This is a genomic window from Mesorhizobium sp. M2E.F.Ca.ET.209.01.1.1, from assembly GCF_004010375.2.
Classification (GTDB): Bacteria; Pseudomonadota; Alphaproteobacteria; order Rhizobiales; family Rhizobiaceae; genus Mesorhizobium.
This window is the reverse complement of the sequence record NZ_SADP02000005.1, coordinates 187,036-202,580: the sequence shown is the minus strand read 5'-3', so window position 1 is coordinate 202,580 and position 15,545 is coordinate 187,036. Positions and strand designations below refer to the sequence as shown.

At 64.6% G+C, this 15,545-nt stretch carries 14 protein-coding genes; 11 read left to right on the top strand and 3 right to left on the bottom strand.

Annotated features, from left to right (window positions below; translation table 11 throughout):
• Positions 1 to 47: 47 nt before the first annotated feature.
• The gene (locus tag EN852_RS12370; protein WP_127873849.1) at positions 48 to 1,106 is read right to left on the bottom strand and encodes a LacI family DNA-binding transcriptional regulator; all 1,059 of its coding nucleotides are present in this window, start codon (positions 1,104 to 1,106) and stop codon (positions 48 to 50) included.
• A 203-nt stretch (positions 1,107 to 1,309) separates the two neighbouring features.
• Here EN852_RS12370 and EN852_RS12365 point away from each other — a divergent pair, with 203 nt between their 5' ends.
• The 5 genes from EN852_RS12365 (at position 1,310) to EN852_RS12345 (ending at position 7,643) form a co-directional block, all read left to right on the top strand.
• Positions 1,310 to 2,146 carry an ABC transporter substrate-binding protein gene (locus EN852_RS12365; protein ID WP_127873850.1) on the top strand — a complete coding sequence of 279 codons (837 nt, stop codon included), beginning with the start codon at positions 1,310 to 1,312 and terminating at the stop codon, positions 2,144 to 2,146.
• Positions 2,147 to 2,246: 100 nt separating this feature from the next.
• Positions 2,247 to 3,767, top strand: coding sequence for an amino acid ABC transporter permease/ATP-binding protein (locus tag EN852_RS43170; RefSeq protein WP_127873851.1), 1,521 nt, complete (start codon positions 2,247 to 2,249; stop codon positions 3,765 to 3,767).
• A gap of 55 nt (positions 3,768 to 3,822) precedes the next feature.
• A complete protein-coding gene (locus tag EN852_RS12355) occupies positions 3,823 to 4,947 on the top strand; it encodes an FAD-binding oxidoreductase (RefSeq protein WP_127873852.1) in 1,125 nt (374 codons plus the stop codon).
• An 84-nt stretch (positions 4,948 to 5,031) separates the two neighbouring features.
• Positions 5,032 to 6,717, top strand: a complete 1,686-nt coding sequence (locus tag EN852_RS12350; RefSeq protein ID WP_127873853.1) for a hypothetical protein — start codon at positions 5,032 to 5,034, stop codon at positions 6,715 to 6,717.
• A 422-nt stretch (positions 6,718 to 7,139) separates the two neighbouring features.
• Positions 7,140 to 7,643 carry a hypothetical protein gene (locus EN852_RS12345; RefSeq protein ID WP_127873854.1) on the top strand — a complete coding sequence of 168 codons (504 nt, stop codon included), beginning with the start codon at positions 7,140 to 7,142 and terminating at the stop codon, positions 7,641 to 7,643.
• On the opposite strand, the gene EN852_RS12340 is transcribed toward EN852_RS12345, so the two are convergent.
• Together EN852_RS12340 and EN852_RS12335 are read right to left on the bottom strand one after the other, a co-directional pair.
• A complete protein-coding gene (locus EN852_RS12340) occupies positions 7,577 to 8,692 on the bottom strand; it encodes a hypothetical protein (protein ID WP_246694259.1) in 1,116 nt (371 codons plus the stop codon). The genes EN852_RS12345 and EN852_RS12340 overlap by 67 nt on opposite strands.
• A complete protein-coding gene (locus EN852_RS12335) occupies positions 8,655 to 9,482 on the bottom strand; it encodes a hypothetical protein (protein ID WP_246694258.1) in 828 nt (275 codons plus the stop codon). Before EN852_RS12335 ends, EN852_RS12340 begins: the two co-directional genes overlap by 38 nt.
• Positions 9,483 to 9,582: 100 nt before the next feature.
• Between EN852_RS12335 and EN852_RS12330 the strand changes: the two genes are divergently transcribed.
• Genes EN852_RS12330 through EN852_RS12305 form a run of 6 tightly spaced genes read left to right on the top strand, consistent with a single transcriptional unit; the run spans position 9,583 to position 15,542 of the window.
• Positions 9,583 to 10,209, top strand: coding sequence for a DUF4129 domain-containing protein (locus EN852_RS12330; protein ID WP_127873855.1), 627 nt, complete (start codon positions 9,583 to 9,585; stop codon positions 10,207 to 10,209).
• A complete protein-coding gene (locus tag EN852_RS12325; protein ID WP_127873856.1) occupies positions 10,206 to 11,420 on the top strand; it encodes a DUF4350 domain-containing protein in 1,215 nt (404 codons plus the stop codon). The genes EN852_RS12330 and EN852_RS12325 overlap by 4 nt, the downstream gene beginning before the upstream one ends.
• Positions 11,407 to 12,363: a MoxR family ATPase gene (locus EN852_RS12320; RefSeq protein WP_127873857.1), complete on the top strand. Its 957-nt coding sequence runs from the start codon at positions 11,407 to 11,409 to the stop codon at positions 12,361 to 12,363. Before EN852_RS12325 ends, EN852_RS12320 begins: the two co-directional genes overlap by 14 nt.
• On the top strand, positions 12,360 to 13,664 hold the full coding sequence (locus EN852_RS12315; RefSeq protein ID WP_127873858.1) for a DUF58 domain-containing protein: 1,305 nt from the start codon (positions 12,360 to 12,362) through the stop codon (positions 13,662 to 13,664). Before EN852_RS12320 ends, EN852_RS12315 begins: the two co-directional genes overlap by 4 nt.
• Positions 13,661 to 14,677 (top strand): stage II sporulation protein M, encoded by a 1,017-nt coding sequence (locus tag EN852_RS12310; RefSeq protein ID WP_127873859.1) that lies wholly within the window; start codon positions 13,661 to 13,663, stop codon positions 14,675 to 14,677. Before EN852_RS12315 ends, EN852_RS12310 begins: the two co-directional genes overlap by 4 nt.
• The gene (locus tag EN852_RS12305) at positions 14,664 to 15,542 is read left to right on the top strand and encodes an RDD family protein (protein WP_127873860.1); all 879 of its coding nucleotides are present in this window, start codon (positions 14,664 to 14,666) and stop codon (positions 15,540 to 15,542) included. The genes EN852_RS12310 and EN852_RS12305 overlap by 14 nt, the downstream gene beginning before the upstream one ends.
• Positions 15,543 to 15,545 lie beyond the last annotated feature (3 nt).

The following is a 15,545-nucleotide window of genomic DNA, read 5'->3' as shown; positions in this document are numbered from 1 at the left end:
CGGCCGGCGCGGCGTTCAAAGCCGCGCCGGCCGCCGCTTTTCAGCGCTCAAGCCTCTGACGGGCCGACCGACATCCGTTCGATGATCGTCGTGGGCAGCACGATCCTTTCGGGCGGACGGTCGTCGCCTTTCAGGCGGCGTATCAACAGTTCAGCGACAGACTTTCCCAGCGCATAGACCGGCTGGTCGATGACGGTGATCGGCGGCGTGGTCACGCTTGTCCAGTCGGCATCGTGGAAGGTGATCAGCGATATGTCTTGAGGGATGCGGAGGCCGCATTCGCGGATCGCCTTGAACAACTCCAGCGCCACGACGCTGTCGGAGGCGAGGATCGCCGTCGGCCGCTCCGCACTTTTGAGCAGGCGCTGCATGAGGGCGTGCGCGCTTTCCGATCGCCCGCTGCCGAAATGGATATTGCGCTCCGCCCCTTCGATGTCCGCCTCGCAGCAAGCCTCGATAAAGCCGAGGATGCGCTCGCGCACCGTGGAGGTGTTAATCCTGGACGCAGCGCCGCGAAAGTCCCCCGACAACACCGCCGCGGTGACATAGGCGATCCTTCGATGCCCGGCCTCAGTTAGGATGCGCGTGGCCCGCAGCGCCGCCTTGCGGTCGTCGACCGTGACTGTGTCGACGGCAAGCTCCGGCAGGGCGCGGTCGAGCAGCGCCAGCGGGCAAGCGATCTCCTTGAGATGCGCGATCTCGCCGGATTGGGCCGGCGTCACGATCAAGCCGTCGACCTGCTTTGCCAGGAGGACGCGGATCGCATTCTTCTCCGCCTCGACGTCTTCGCCTGAATTGGCGAGTATGACGTTGATGCCCGACAAGCGCGCCACGTCGCTGATGCCGCGCACGGCAAGCGAGAAGAACGGGTTCTCGATATCGCCGACGACCACGCCGATGCTGCCGGAACGCCCGGTCGTCATGCTGCGCGCGAGCTCGTTCGGCCGGTAGTCGAGCGCCCTGGCGGCTTCCAGCACGGCCGCGCGGACCATCTCGCTCACGGTGCCGTAACCGCCCAGCACGCGCGCCGCCGTCGCCTTCGAAACCTTGGCTTCGCGGGCGACGTCGCTGACGGTGACGGAGGGAGCCTTGGATGGGCGCTTCATTTCTTGGAAATCGCTTTCAAATTCGTTGACGGATGGTTGTCGCTGTGCCTACAAATGTCAAGAGACCGGTCTCATCCACAATTGAGACCGGTCTCACAAGAAAAAGAGCGCTGAGAGGCGCCGCATCGGAAACCGTGTCGAATCGACCGCCGGGCCTTCTCGAAAGCCAGGCTTGAGCCGATCTTCTGAGTGGAGAACAACCAATGAGCATAAGAGGTCTTTTCACAGTGAGCTGCCGGCAGCGCATCGGCTCGGTCTTCTTCGCCATCGCGCTGGCGGCGCTTTCGCTCCCCAAGGCCTGGGCAGCGGACAATCCCTACAATCTCATCGACCCAAAGACGATCAGCGTGGGCACGATGGGCGACGCCAAGCCCTATGCCTTCACCACCGCCGACGGCAAGTTCACCGGGTTCGATCTCGAATTCTTCCTCAACGTGGTGGGCCGGATGGGCTTCAAGCCGGACCAGGTGACCTTCACTGGCCAGGAGTTCTCGGCGCTGATGCCGTCCGTCGCCAACCAACGCTTCGATGTGGCCGTCGCGGCCATCGGAACGACCGAGAAGCGCAAGCAAACGGTCGACTTTTCCGACGGCTATCTTGCCGGGTATCTGTCCGTGCTGACGTCCGACCCCAAGATCACCAGCGCCGAAGGCCTTGCCGGCAAGCGCCTCGGCGTCGTCCAGGGCACGCTGCAGGAAATCTACGCTACCAAGAATTTTACCCATACCGACCTGGTGAAATTCCCCGACAACAACTCGGCTATCGCCGCGCTCAACAACGGCACGATCGACGGACACTTCCTCGATTATGAGGCGGCCAAACAATATGGCGAGCGCTATCCGTCGCTTAAGATCGCCATCAACATTCCGTCTTTCGACGCGCCGGCTGGTTTCGTTATCCGCAAGGGCAACGACGCTTTTCGCGAGGCGCTGAACAAGGGCATCCACGAAGCCATGCAGGACGGCACCTGGCGCGAGCTCTACCAGAAATGGTTCCCCGGATCGCCGATGCCGGAGCAATATCTCCCCAAGAAGAACTGACCTGCAAACTGCCGCCGGCGCGAATGCCGGCGGCCTTCCAGGCAGGCCATGAGCGATCGCGCGACGGGCGATTCCGTCGCCGAGCAAGGCAGGTTGGCGAATGAATTGGTTAGAGAACCTTCAGCGCAGCTTCTTCGATTGGGACGCGATGGCATCGGTGCTGCCGTCGTTGCTCATGGTCGGCTTGAAGAACACGCTGATCCTGGCCGCGGCTTCGACCGTGCTCGGCATCGTCATAGGTATGATCCTTGCGGTCATGGGCATCTCGCGCTCTGCCTGGCTGCGGATTCCGGCGCGCGTCTATACCGACATCTTTCGCGGGCTGCCGGCGATCCTCACCATCCTTTTGATCGGCCAGGGTTTTGCCCGCATCGGCCGCGAGCTGTTCGGCCCCTCGCCTTACCCGCTCGGCATCGTGGCGCTGAGCCTGATTGCCGGTGCCTATATCGGCGAGATTTTTCGCTCGGGGATCCAGAGCGTCGAGAGCGGTCAGATGGAAGCGTGCCGCGCGCTCTCCATGAGCTATAGCCAGGGCATGCGGCTGATCGTCATTCCGCAGGGCATACGTCGCGTGCTTCCCGCTTTGGTCAATCAGTTCATCGGCAACGTCAAGGATTCCAGCCTCGTCTATTTCCTCGGCCTGCTTGCCTCCGAGCGTGAGATTTTCCGCATCGGCCAGGACCAGGCAGTGGTCACCGGCAATCTGTCGCCGCTGCTTCTGGCCGGCATGTTCTATCTGATCATCACGGTGCCGCTGACCCACGTGGTCAACCACATCGACAACCGTCTGCGGCTAGGCAGGCAGAAACCGGGCGCCGCCGTCAGCGGCCTGGTCGAGGTCGGCGAGTTGAGGGACGTGTCGGGCAAGGCCCCCGCAACGGCACGGCCGGCCATCAAGGCCGGCAGCCTCGAGGTGCGCGACCTCGACATGGCCTATGGCGAACTGCAGGTGCTGAAAGAGATAAGGCTCAAGGTCGAGCCGGGGACGGTCACCTGCGTGATCGGTCCATCGGGATCAGGGAAATCGACACTGCTGCGCTGCCTCAACCGGCTGGTCGAGCCCAAGGCCGGTGACGTCCTGCTCGACGGCGAAAGCATTCTGGCGATGCAACCGGAGCAGCTTCGCCGCCGCGTCGGCATGGTGTTCCAGCATTTCAACCTGTTCCCGAACCACACGGCGATCGAGAACGTCATGCTTGCGCTGACCAAGATCAAGGGCATGGCGGGAAGCCAGGCACGGCGTTTGGCCGAAGCGCAGCTTGCCGAAGTGGGCCTTGCCGCCCGCGCGGACTACCGGCCGAGCCGCCTCTCCGGCGGCCAGCAGCAGCGCGTGGCGATCGCCCGCGCGCTGGCCATGGACCCCGAAGTCATCCTCTTCGACGAGGTGACCAGCGCGCTCGACCCGGAGCTGGTCAAAGGCGTGCTCAACCTGATGGCCGATCTCGGCCGGCGCGGCATGACGATGATCGTCGTCACCCATGAGATGGGGTTCGCCCGCAAGGTGGCCGACCAGGTCGCCTTCATGGATGAGGGCCGCATCGTCGAGGTCGGCCCGCCGGCGGAGATATTCGACCGGCCGAACAGCCCGCGACTCCGGCAATTTCTCGCCGAGGTGCTGTGAGCGATGCCGCTGCGCCCTCTCCCAAGCCAAAACCCGATCATCGAAAGCTGCAGTCATGACTGAAAAATCTGCCCTCAAGGTCGCCGTCATCGGCGCCGGCATCTTCGGCGTCTCAACCGCCGTTCATCTCGCCCGGCTCGGCGTGCAAGTGACGATCGTCAGCGACGGGCCGGTCGCCAACGGCGCGTCGTCGCGCTCACTCGCCTGGCTCAACTCCGCGCGAAAACGCTCGGCCGCCTACCATGCGCTGCGCATCGCGGGCCTTGACCGCTACCGGAAGTTCGCAGCCGGGCAGGATTGCCGCGCCTGGCTGCGGCTTGACGGCGGGCTCACCTGGGACGCCGACAATGCGGCCAACCAGATCGAGGAAATCTTCCGCCACGAACAGGCGATCGGTTACGAGACGCGGCTGCTCGCACCCGCCGAGATCGCCGCCGTCACGCCAGGCATCGACGCAAAGGCTGTTTCTCGCCAAGGCGCCATCTTCAATGCCGGCGAAGGCTGGGTCGATCTGCCATCGCTCATCGGCCTGCTGCTGCGGGAGTTCGGCGAACGCGGCGGGCGGATTGTCACCGATGCCGGCGCTGCCGATGTTGTTCTTGCCAATGGCCGGGCGACCGGCGTGAGGACCTCCTCCGGCCTGGCTATCGATGCCGACGCCGTCGTGGTCGCGACCGGCCCGGCGGTGCCGGCCATGGCGGCAAAAGCAGGCCGGCGCATTGGTGACGGCACGACGCGCGCTCTGCTCCTCTTCAGCAAGCCAGTCCGCCATCCGCTGCGCGCCGTGCTCAACACGCCGCGTGTCGCCATCCGGCCGACCCCCAACGGCGGTTTCGCGCTTGACTCGGCCTGGTCCGAGGAAGAAGTCATTGTGCGCGGCGACGGCAGCTACGAGGCCAAGCCATCGACGATCGCGGGCCTGCTCGAAGAGGCCTCCAAGGTGCTGGAAGGCAATCCGAAACTGGCGCTGGAAAGCCATCACATGGGACCGAAGCCGATACCGGCCGATGGCGAACCGGTGATCGGCCAGCTGGCCGGCATTCCCGGCTACAACGTCGTCTTCAGCCATAGCGGCGCCACGCTCGGTCTCATCGCGGGCGAATTGCTGGCGGACGAGATCGTCAGCGGCGAGCCCAGTCCGTTGCTTGAGCCGTTTCGTCCCGCGCGGTTCGACAGTTGAGAAGCCGTTTGCCAAACCCGCGTCTTTCGGCACAGATTGTGCGTGGCCGGTTTTCGCCGGCTCGAATGCGAGAAACGATCGGGCATGGATCACTTCGACCTCGGCACCTATCGCCGTCCCATCTCCACCTCCTCGCCCGAAACGCAGCGCTGGTTCGATATCGGGCTGAACTGGTGCTACGGCTTCAACCATGAGGAAGGGATAAAGTGCTTCGAGAAGGCGCTGGAGACCGATCCAGCTTGCGCCTTCGTCCATTGGGGCATCGCCTATGCCGCCGGGCCTTTCTACAATCTGACCTGGAAGGAGCATGGCAAGGCCGAAGCCGACCGTGTCGCCAGGCGCTGTTTCGAGCATGTGCGGCTGGCGCAAGCCAATGCGGCGAGCGCGAGCCCTATCGAGCGGCGGCTGATCGAGGCGCTCAGCGCCCGCTTCCAGCAGCCGCAGGGCGTGAGCGACGCTGAGTTCGAAAAATGGGACGACGCCTATGCCGCCGCCATGCGCGAGGTCCATCGCGACCATCCCGACGACCATGATGTGATGGCGCTCACGGTCGAAGCGCTGATGATGCGTACGGTGCGGCGGCTGTGGAATCTCAAGACGGGCGAGCCTGCGCCGAATTCGGATGTGATCGAGGCGCTGGAGATATGCGAACGCTCGATCAGGATGTCGGATGAGGCGGGGGCCGCGCCGCACCCGGCGGCGCTTCATCTCCACATCCATCTGCTTGAAATGTCGACACAGCCCGAGCGCGGCATGCGCTCGGCGGAACGGCTGGGCACGATGTGCCCGGATGCCGGCCATATGAACCATATGCCTGCGCACATTTACGTGCTGTGCGGCGAATATGAGAAGGCCAAGATTGCCAGCGAGAAGGCGGTGCGCGCCAACGACCTCTACCTCGCCTATGCCGGCGAGCCGACCTATTACCTGCTCGGCTGCTGCCACGACCTGCATCTGATGATGTTCACCTGCATGTTCCTTGGCCAGTACCGCCCGGCGCTGTGGGCCGCCGACAAGGTGCGCAGCCTGGTGACGCGCGAGGTCGTCAGCATTCCCGAGCGGCCGAAGCTGACGCAGACGGTCGAGGGCTATCACGCGATGAAATCGCATGTTCAGGTGCGCTTCGGACGCTGGCTCGAGATCATCGACGAGCCCATGAACGGCGAGCCCGACCTCTATGTGGTGACCGCCGCGCTGCAGCACTACGCTAAGGGCGTGGCGCATGCGACGCTGCGCGACTTCGCTTCCGCCGAGCGTGAACGCGAGTTGCTTAGTCGGCAAATAGAAAACATTGCGCCGGAGCGGCGCTTCCTCAGCAACCCGACAAAAGCCTCGCTTGCGGTGGGCGCGGCACTGCTCGACGGTGAGCTCGCCTATCACCAGGGGCGGCATGACGAGGCCTACGGGCATCTGCGCCGCGCGGTCGAGCTCGACGACAATCTCTCCTACACCGAGCCATGGGCCTGGATGCATCCGCCGCGCCACGCGCTGGCCGCGCTCCTGCTCGACCAGGGCCACGCGGCCGAGGCCGAGCAGGTCTATCGCGACGATCTAGGCTTGAGCGGCGCGGTGCAGCGCTGCGCCCAGCATCCGGACAATGTCTGGGCGTTGCACGGGCTGGTCGAATGCCTCAAGCGGCGCGGCGAGAAAGACGAGCTGCCGGGATTGCAGGCGAAGCTGGCGGCGGCGCTAGTCAAGGCGGATGTGGCGATCACCTCGTCATGCCTGTGCCGGACCAGCTTAGAGGCGGAACGTTGCTGTTGTCATTGAGGCAAGCGGTGCCGATCGCACCGCTCGCTAGGAAAATATCTCGGACAATTCCGCGGCACCGGGACCGTCCTTGATGCGGCACAGCTCAACATAGGCCGCGGTGAGCAGCGTCGAAGCCAGCAGCCAACAAGCGCAGCATAGACTGGCATGGCTTCACCGGGAGCAACTACGCCGGACGTCGCCCAAAACCCCAGGCAGGTTGCCGCGGTGACGACTGAAATCATACCGAATATCGGCCAACGGCATCCCCTGCTCAAAGCGCGTGCACGCGACATCGAGGCGATCAACCCCCGGCCTTCTTGCATAATCACGGGAATAACGCGGATTATTGAAAATCCGAACGCGAAAACAGGCACCTGCAAAAGGACCAGGATGATGCCATTGCCGTAAGAAGGCAGGTATGGGGCCATGGCGAACAATGCTTGCTGGCCAAGATTGGTCACCAGGAACATCACGGCCCCCAAACCGAAGAGCGGAAGAAAACGGCGCAAGGCTGCCAGCAAGCAGCCCCCCCGCGATGGTCGATTGCCTGTGAACTGGCCGGCGGCGGCTTTCGACAAGACCGCCTGGCCAAAGAAGATCGGCGCGATGACGAGCAATCTGGGCGCAATGGCGGTTACCGTTTTGGTCAGCCAGACAGCGACCCCGCCAGCGGCCGGAGAATAGATTGGCTGGCTCGCCTCCCGCGCCGCCTGCAGGTCGAAGAGGAGGACGGGAAGGTAGAAGAACACGATGCTTATAGCCAGCACCAAGATGAAATTTCGTCCTATGAACAAGGCGGCATCGCCGGAGACTTTCCCCGACCCGAATCTTCCGGCCGCGCCTTTATGGCCTTCGCCATGAAATCCGTTGCTCGGCACTACGAGAAGATTTCCGCCAGTTCGTCGACGTTGGCACCTTCCTTGACCTGGCGCAGCTCGACATAGATGACGGCGATCGCCACCGAAATCACCGCCGAGAAGATGCTCGACAGCAGACTGCCTCCCACGGCCCCGACGAAGATGCCGGTGCCGCTGAGGCCGCCGGCCGTTGCCAGGGCAAATCTGAACAGCAGCGAGAATGCCGCCTGAAGCAGGCCGGCCGCGATGGCAATGACCAGGAGCAGGCCGAAGATCGGCCAACGGCTGCCCTTGGTCAGCGCTCGGCTGCGCGATATCGAACCGAACACGCCGAGCCTTTCCTGGACCGCCACGGGGATCGCAACCGAAATGCTGATCAGCCACATCGCCGCGGGAATGAAGGCTACGGCAACCCCGATGAGCCCTCCGACGAAGAGTCCGCCAAAGGCCAGGAGCGAGGCGACGACACTCATCACGATAGCGGCCAATATCAGGGCAAGAAAGACAATGACGCCGATCCCCAGCATCGGAAAGAACCTTCGCAGCGCGATCTGTACGCAGTCGCCGACCGCCGGACGCCTGCCGTTTAGGTCGTCTACGGTCAAGCGCACCAGAGCTGCCTGCGCGAGAAAGCTGAGCACCAGGAACAGCAACCCGGCAATCGCCGATACGGCCGCCAACCTTGCCATGTCCGGCCTTTCGAAGGCAGAGGCGCCGACGGCCTCACGCATCCTGGCAAGCTGGGTGAGGTTCCAAAAATTGTAGATCAACGTGGGCGCCGCGGAAAACAGGCCGACGATCGCGGCAAGCGGGCCGAAGCTGCGGCCGATAACCGAGAATGTATTGCTGAACACCTGGCCGATGCGGAATTTTTCCGGCCTGCCGCTTGCGATCGACGCCATATTATATTCCGCCCATCTAATGAATATGCAAAATTGAACAGTATCCGCAAGATTGATACTTGCGGATTGGACGAGTTGCAATTCTCCGTGCGTATTGCCTGCTTCAGTGCCGAAAGGCGGGGTACGGCCGAAGCCTCCCCCGCCAGTCTGACGATGTTTCAGGTACTCGCTAGCCGGGCCGAATGGGTGTGCTCGGTTACGAGAAGATTTCCGCCAGTTCGTCGATGCTGGCACCTTCCTTCGCCTGACGCAGTTCGACGTAGCTCGCCGCCGTCGCGACCGACAGCACCATCGACACCACGGCCTGCACCAGCGCGGACCCCACTTCGGCAAGGATGCCGCCGAATAGAACGAGGACCAGCAGCATCCCCCACTGGATGATCATGGCTATGATGATCAGGATGAGGAACAGGCCGAACAGCGACCAGCGGCTGCCCTTGGTCAGGGCGCGGCTGCGCGACATCGAGCCAAACACACCGCGCCGCTCCTGGATGAGAACCGGAACCGACATCGACCAACCCAGCCACAGGATGATGCCGGGTACAATCAGCAGCATCAGTCCGATGCCCGCGCCGAGGCCGACCAGCAGGCCGACCGCGAGCGTCGGAAGGAGGAAGCGAATTGCGGTTTGTACGCAGTCGCCGAAGGACGGCCGCTTGCCGTTCAGATCCTCGATCGTGGCGCGCATCAGCGCGGCCTGCAGCAGCAGCGCGAAAACAAATCCGATCAAACCGGCTATGACGCTGACGGAGGAGTTGCGAAACATCGCGCTGGGATCCGGCATCGCGGCCGGATCGTGGTGCAGTATCGCGTCGAGTTGCGGTTGCTGCCACAGCCGGATCAACAGCGCAGGCAGCCCGGAGAACAGGGCCGCAAGTCCTATGCAAAGTCCGATATTGCGCGTGAGCACGCCGAAAGTTGTGTTGAACACCCTGCCGATCTCGAATCTGCCGGGTCGTCCCAATGTTGCAGTGGTCATGGTAATTTCCCCCGAGTCACCGCCGCGTCCAATCGGCGACTTCAAAGTAAATTTGCCAAGATTGAAGGCCTACGTCCAGTGCACTTGCAATTGTCATGGCGTATTGCCAGTGTCAGCCTGAACCGCGGGTTGCAGGGGAAACGGGGTGACAGCCGCAGGGACGGAAGATGCGGAACGGCTGGCGCAGTTGCACAAACAGCTGCTGGCGGACGATTCGATCCAGTTCGAGCTGCCGGCCTTCGTGCGGCCCGAGCCGCCGCAATGGCTGAAGCCGCTGCTGGACGGCTTGGCCAAGCTCGGCCCCTACATGATCTATCTGTTCTGGGGCGCGGTGATCATCGGCGTCGCGATCATCGCTTTTCTGCTCGTTCTTGAAGCCAAAGGCGTCGCCTGGCGCCTGCCCTGGTGGCGCAAGCGCCAGGAGACCGAGGAGAAGGAGGAGTGGCGCCCGGACGCAGGCGTCGCCCAGGTCCTGCTCTCCGAGGCCGATGCGCTCGCCGCCCGCGGCGAGTTCGACGAGGCGGTGCATCTTCTGTTGCGCCGCAGCGTCGCCGACATCGCGACCCGCATACCGGACTTCCTGCGACCGTCGCTCACCGCGCGCGACATCGCGGCCGCCGACTCGATACCCACCCGGCCCCGCGCCGCCTTCAGCGAGATCGCCCGCATCGTCGAAGCCGCACTGTTTGCCCGGCGGCCTGTCGGCGCCGAAGGCTGGCAGCAGGCACGCGGCGCCTATGAGCGTTTCGCCTTCCGGGACGCCTGGGCATGAGCGCGGCAACGACGGAAGCAGCGCAGGAACCGTTCAGCCGCAAGACGTTGTTCTGGGGCATCTTCGCCAGCCTTTTGGCCGCTGCCGGCTTCTTCCTGCTGTCCACCTATGCCCCCGATTTCCGCCAGCCTGAAGGCGGCGCAACGCCGTTTTCGAAAGGCGGCACCGGTTATGCCGGGCTTGTCGAATGGCTGAAGCTCACCAATGGACAGCCGCCGCCGATGGAGCGCGGCGAGAAGGACCTGGAGTCCCCGCTGGCTTCGACCTTCCTGCTCGTGGTCACCATCGCGCCGGGCAGCGACCCGGCCGCGCTCGACCACCTCATCAAGCTGCGCACCGGCAAGGACACGCTTTTCGTGCTGCCGAAATGGCAGACCGTTCCCTTGCTGGGCCATGACGGCTGGGAGACCAAGGCCGAACGACTTCCCAATGCGGTCGTCAACGACTGGCTCGGCCGCATCGCCAAGGCGAAGCTCGGCGAAGGCAAGCCGGCGGTCGACATGATCGATGTCCAAGGCCGCAGGATCGCCGTGCCGGACGAACTGCAATGGGTGGCGGATGATCACCCGCTGATCGCGGCCGGTAACGGCAAAGCCATCCTCACCGAGCTCGACAACGAACCCTTCTATATCCTCACCGATCCCGATTTCATCAACAATGCCGCGTTGGGCGACGAGCAGAAGGCGGCCGCCGCGCTTGACATGATCGCCATGCTGGAGCCCGCCAAGGGCGCGGTCATGTTCGACCTGACGCTGCACGGTATCGGCCAGAAATACGATCTCGCCAAGCTTTTGATCGAACCGCCCTTCCTGGCTTTGACGCTGTCGGTGCTGGTGGCGGCCGCGCTTGCATTCCTGCACGGGCTCGGCCGCTTCGGGCCGCCGCGCGCGGAAGGCCGCGCCATCGCCTTCGGCAAGCGCGCACTGGTCGACACAACGGCGATGCTGTTGAAACGCGCCGGGCGCCTGCAGGAACTTGGCGACCGCTATGCGACGCTGGTGCGGCAGCGCGCTGCCGCCCTGCTCGGCGCGCCGCATGGGCTGCAGGGCGAGGCGCTCGACCGCTGGCTCGATTCCCGCGACAAGGGCGAGGCGCACGGCTTCACCCGGCGCTTCCAGGCCGCGAACGAATCCAACAATTTGGCAGCAATGCATGAAGCAGCAGAACAGCTGCATGACTGGACGGCAAGGAGGCTCGGTGAACGTCGATGAAGTGAAGGCCCTGGCGAACGCGATCAGGGAAGAAGTGGCGAAAGCGATCACCGGTCAGCACGACACGGTCGACCTGATGCTAACGGCCTTGTTTGCCGGCGGCCATATCCTGCTCGAGGGTCCGCCGGGCACCGCCAAGACCATGACGGCGCGCTGCTTCGCGCAGGCGCTGGGCGTCGCCTATGGCCGCATCCAGTTCACGCCCGACCTGATGCCCGGCGATATCGTCGGCGCAAACATCTACAATTTCCAGACCGGGCAGTTCACGCTGACGCGCGGCCCGATCTTCTGCGACCTTCTGCTCGCCGACGAAATCAACCGCACGCCGCCGAAGACGCAGGCCGCCCTGCTCGAGGCCATGCAGGAGCACGCCGTCACCTTCGACGGCACCACGCATTCGCTTGGGCGGAATTTCATGGTGGTGGCGACGCAGAACCCGATCGAGCATCAGGGCGTCTATCCGCTGCCCGAGGCTCAGCTCGACCGTTTCCTGTTCAAGCACCGCGTGAGCTATCCGGATCTCGCGGAAGAGCGCGCCATCATCGTCAACCACGGCGGCGGCTCGGCCTCGCACGATATCGGGCAATACGGCATCAAGGCGCAGACCGACCGCAAGGCACTGGAAGCCGCCGTCGCGACGGTGGGCGACGTCACGCTGGTCGGCGATGTCGTCGGCTATATCGCAGCACTTGTGCGCGGCACGCGCGAAAGCCCCGACCTGGAGGTGGGCGCGAGTCCTCGCGCGGGCGCCATGCTGGCCCGAGCGGCGCGCGCCAGAGCGGCACTCGATGGCCGCAACTATGTCATCCCCGACGACGTCAAGGCTCTGGCCGTGCCGGCGCTGCGCCACCGCGTCGTGCTTTCGCCGGCCGCACAGATCGACGGGCGGCTGGTCGAGCAGATCGTCTCCGACCTCGTCGACCATACGGAAGCGCCGCGTTGATCTATCCGAGCGGCCGAGCGGTCTGGGCAGCGGCGGCGGGGGCGATCCCCGCCTTCCTGATCGCGCTCGCTTTGCCCTCTGTCTGGTATCTCGGCCTGTTGTGGATCTGCGTTCTGCTTGCCTTCCTGGCGGTGGACGCGGCCGCGGGCAGAGGCCGCGCCTCGCTCGATGCGGTGCTGACGGCGCCGCCGCAGGTCGGCATCGGCGGGCGCTTCACGCTGCACATCGCGGCCGGTGTCGGGGCAAAGCTGCGCCGCCTGCAGGCGCGCGTCGGGCATGACCAGCGCGTCCAGCCGGTAGCGGGCACCGGCGGCGCTTTGCCGGCCAAAGGCGGCACGCTCGACCTCGAATTCGAGGCGATCCGGCGCGGTATCGCCAGTTTCGATCGGCTGTGGCTGCGCTGGCAGGGCCCGTTCGGGCTGGTGTGGAACCAGGTCGTATTGCCGGTCGACCGCAAGGTCGCGGTGCTGCCCAACGTCAACAGCGCGCGCGACGAGGCGATCACGCTCCTGCAACGCTCAGCCCTTGCCGACGGCCATGCGCAAAAGCGCGCTGGCCAGGGCCGCGAGTTCGAGGCGCTAAAGGATTACCAGCCCGGCATGGGCCGGCGCATGATCGACTGGAAGCGCAGCGCCCGCCACGGCAAGCTTCTGGCGCGCGAATTCCGGATCGAGGAAAACAACAACATCGTTCTGGCGATCGATAGCGGCCGGCTGATGTGCGAGCCGGTCGATGGCGTGCCGAAGGTCGACCGGGCGGTGACGGCCGCACTTCTGTCGGCCTTCATCGCGCTCAAGGGCGGCGATCTCGTCAGCCTGTTCTCCTTCGATGCAAGGCCGCGCGTTTCCAGCGGCGCGGTGCGCGGCTCGCCGAGTTTCACCATGATCCAGAAGCGCGCCGCCGAGATCGACTATTCGACCGAGGAGACCAACTTCACCCTGGCGCTCACCACGCTTTCGGCCAAGCTCGACCGGCGCTCGCTGGTCATTGTCTTCACCGATTTCGTCGATCCGATCAGCGCGGAGCTGATGCTGCGCACTGTCGGCCGGCTGACCGAGCGGCATCTGGTGCTGTTCATGCTGATGCGGGACGTAGAGCTGGAGACGCTGGCGGACATGGCGCCGGCGGAGCCCGAGGATGTCGCCCGCGCCGTCACCGCCGGCGACCTCTTGCGGCAGCGGCAGGTGGTGATCGGCAGGCTCAGGCTGCTCGGCGCGCATGTCATCGAGGCCGACCATCAGCGGCTCGGCCCGGCGCTGGTCGAGCGCTATATCCAGCTCAAGGAGGAGAACCTCTTATGACGCTGTCCGCCGGCACCGACGCGGTTCGCCAGTCGCTGGCCAGCTTCCGCCAGGAGCGGGAGGCCGACTGGAAAGCCTTCGAGGCGCTGCTGGCACGCGTCGAGAAGCGCGCGCCGCGCGCGCTGTCGGAAGACGAGCTGCTGTCGCTGCCGCTCCTCTATCGCTCGGCGCTGTCATCGCTTTCAGTGGCGCGCGCGACCTCGCTCGACAGCGCGCTGATCGCCTATCTCGAGGCGCTGTGCCTGCGCGGCTACTTCTATCTCTACGGCGCGCGGCGATCCTTGAGGACGCGCATCGGCGACTTCTTCCTGCGTGACTGGCCGGCCGCGATCCGCGATCTGTGGCGCGAGGTGTGGACGTCGGTCGCCCTCACCGTGATCGGCGCCATTGCCGGCTATTGGCTGGTCGCCTCCGACAAGCGCTGGTACGACGCCATCATCGCGCCGAGCCTGGCCGGCGGGCGCAACCCGGACTCATCGGCCGAGATGCTGCGCAGCGTGCTTTACGGCGGCGGCGATCACTTTCTCTCAGGCTTTGCCGCCTATCTCTTCACCCACAACACGCAGGTCTCGATCCTGGCCTTCGCGCTGGGTTTTGCCTTTGCCGTGCCGAGCGTGCTGATCATCCTGATGAATGGCTGCATGCTCGGCGCGATCTTCCAGATCTATGCCGCCAAGGGCCTTGGCTTCGAACTAGGCGGCTGGCTTTCGATCCATGGCACGACAGAGCTGTTCGCCATCGCCATCGCGGGTGCGGCCGGGATGCGCATCGGCACCAGCATCGCCTTTCCCGGCGAACTGACCCGGATGGCCGCCGCGGCGCGAGCCGGGCGCGTGGCGGCGACCGCCATGGTCGGCGTCACGGTGATGCTGCTTTTCGCCGGACTGTTGGAGGGCATCGGAAGGCAGACGATCACCAGCGACATCGCCCGCTACTCGATCGGCGGCGGCATGCTGGCCTTATGGATCTGTTATTTCTACCTGTTCCGGATGGTGCGGCATGGCGACCGCTAGCAAAGCGAAGGTCAAGGACCCGGCAGCGCTGATCCGCCCGCTGGTCACGCCAGAAGGCGTCGACCTGCGCGTGAAACTGGCGGATGCCGGCACCCGGGCTTCAGGGTTCCTGCTCGACGTGGTGATCATCGTCATCGCGGCCGTGGTCGTCTCCCTGGTGACAATCTTCGGCCTCGCCGGCCTCGGCTTCGAGGATGCCCAGCCGCTGTTCATCGTCTGGATCATTTTCATCTTCTTCCTACGCAACGTCTATTTCATCGCCTTCGAGGCAGGCCGGCGGGCAGCCACCCCGGGCAAGCGCATGGTCGGCGTCAGGGTCGCCTCACGCAGCGGCGCCGGCCTCACGCTGGACCAGGTCATCGCGCGTAACCTGATGCGCGAGATCGAGGTTTTCCTGCCGCTGTCGATCCTCGCCGCGCGCGCCAGCGCCGACGTCGCCGACACGCTGTCGACCATCTTCGGCCTGGTGTGGGCGTTGCTGTTCTCGTTGTTCCCGCTGTTCAACCGCGATCGCTTGAGGATCGGCGACCTGCTCGCCGGCACCTGGGTGGTCGAAGCTCCGAAAGTGGCGCTGCTCGAGGACCTTTCGCGGCGCAAGGACCCGGTCGCCGCCCGCTTCCAGTTCAGCGCAGCGCAGCTCGACGCCTATGGCATCGCCGAGCTGCAGAAGCTGGAGGAAGTGCTGCGCCGCGACGATTATTCGGCGCTTAAAGCGGTGGCGGAGACGATCGCCCGCAAGATCGGGGCCCGGGTCGAGCCGGTCGATTCAAAGGCTTTCCTCACCGCCTATTACGGCGAGCTCCGCGCGCATCTGGAACGCAAACTGCTGCTTGGGAACCGCAAGGCGGACAAGTATGCGCGGTAGCGA

Bases quoted from the DNA above. Each gene is read 5' to 3' on its own strand.
- EN852_RS12350 (WP_127873853.1), top strand. From the start codon at position 5,032: ATGGATCACTTCGACCTCGGCACCTATCGCCGTCCCATCTCCACCTCC.
- EN852_RS12305 (WP_127873860.1), top strand. From the start codon at position 14,664: ATGGCGACCGCTAGCAAAGCGAAGGTCAAGGACCCGGCAGCGCTGATC.
- EN852_RS12370 (WP_127873849.1), bottom strand. From the start codon at position 1,106: ATGAAGCGCCCATCCAAGGCTCCCTCCGTCACCGTCAGCGACGTCGCC.
- EN852_RS12365 (WP_127873850.1), top strand. From the start codon at position 1,310: ATGAGCATAAGAGGTCTTTTCACAGTGAGCTGCCGGCAGCGCATCGGC.
- EN852_RS12355 (WP_127873852.1), top strand. From the start codon at position 3,823: ATGACTGAAAAATCTGCCCTCAAGGTCGCCGTCATCGGCGCCGGCATC.
- EN852_RS12310 (WP_127873859.1), top strand. From the start codon at position 13,661: ATGACGCTGTCCGCCGGCACCGACGCGGTTCGCCAGTCGCTGGCCAGC.
- EN852_RS43170 (WP_127873851.1), top strand. From the start codon at position 2,247: ATGAATTGGTTAGAGAACCTTCAGCGCAGCTTCTTCGATTGGGACGCG.
- EN852_RS12325 (WP_127873856.1), top strand. From the start codon at position 10,206: ATGAGCGCGGCAACGACGGAAGCAGCGCAGGAACCGTTCAGCCGCAAG.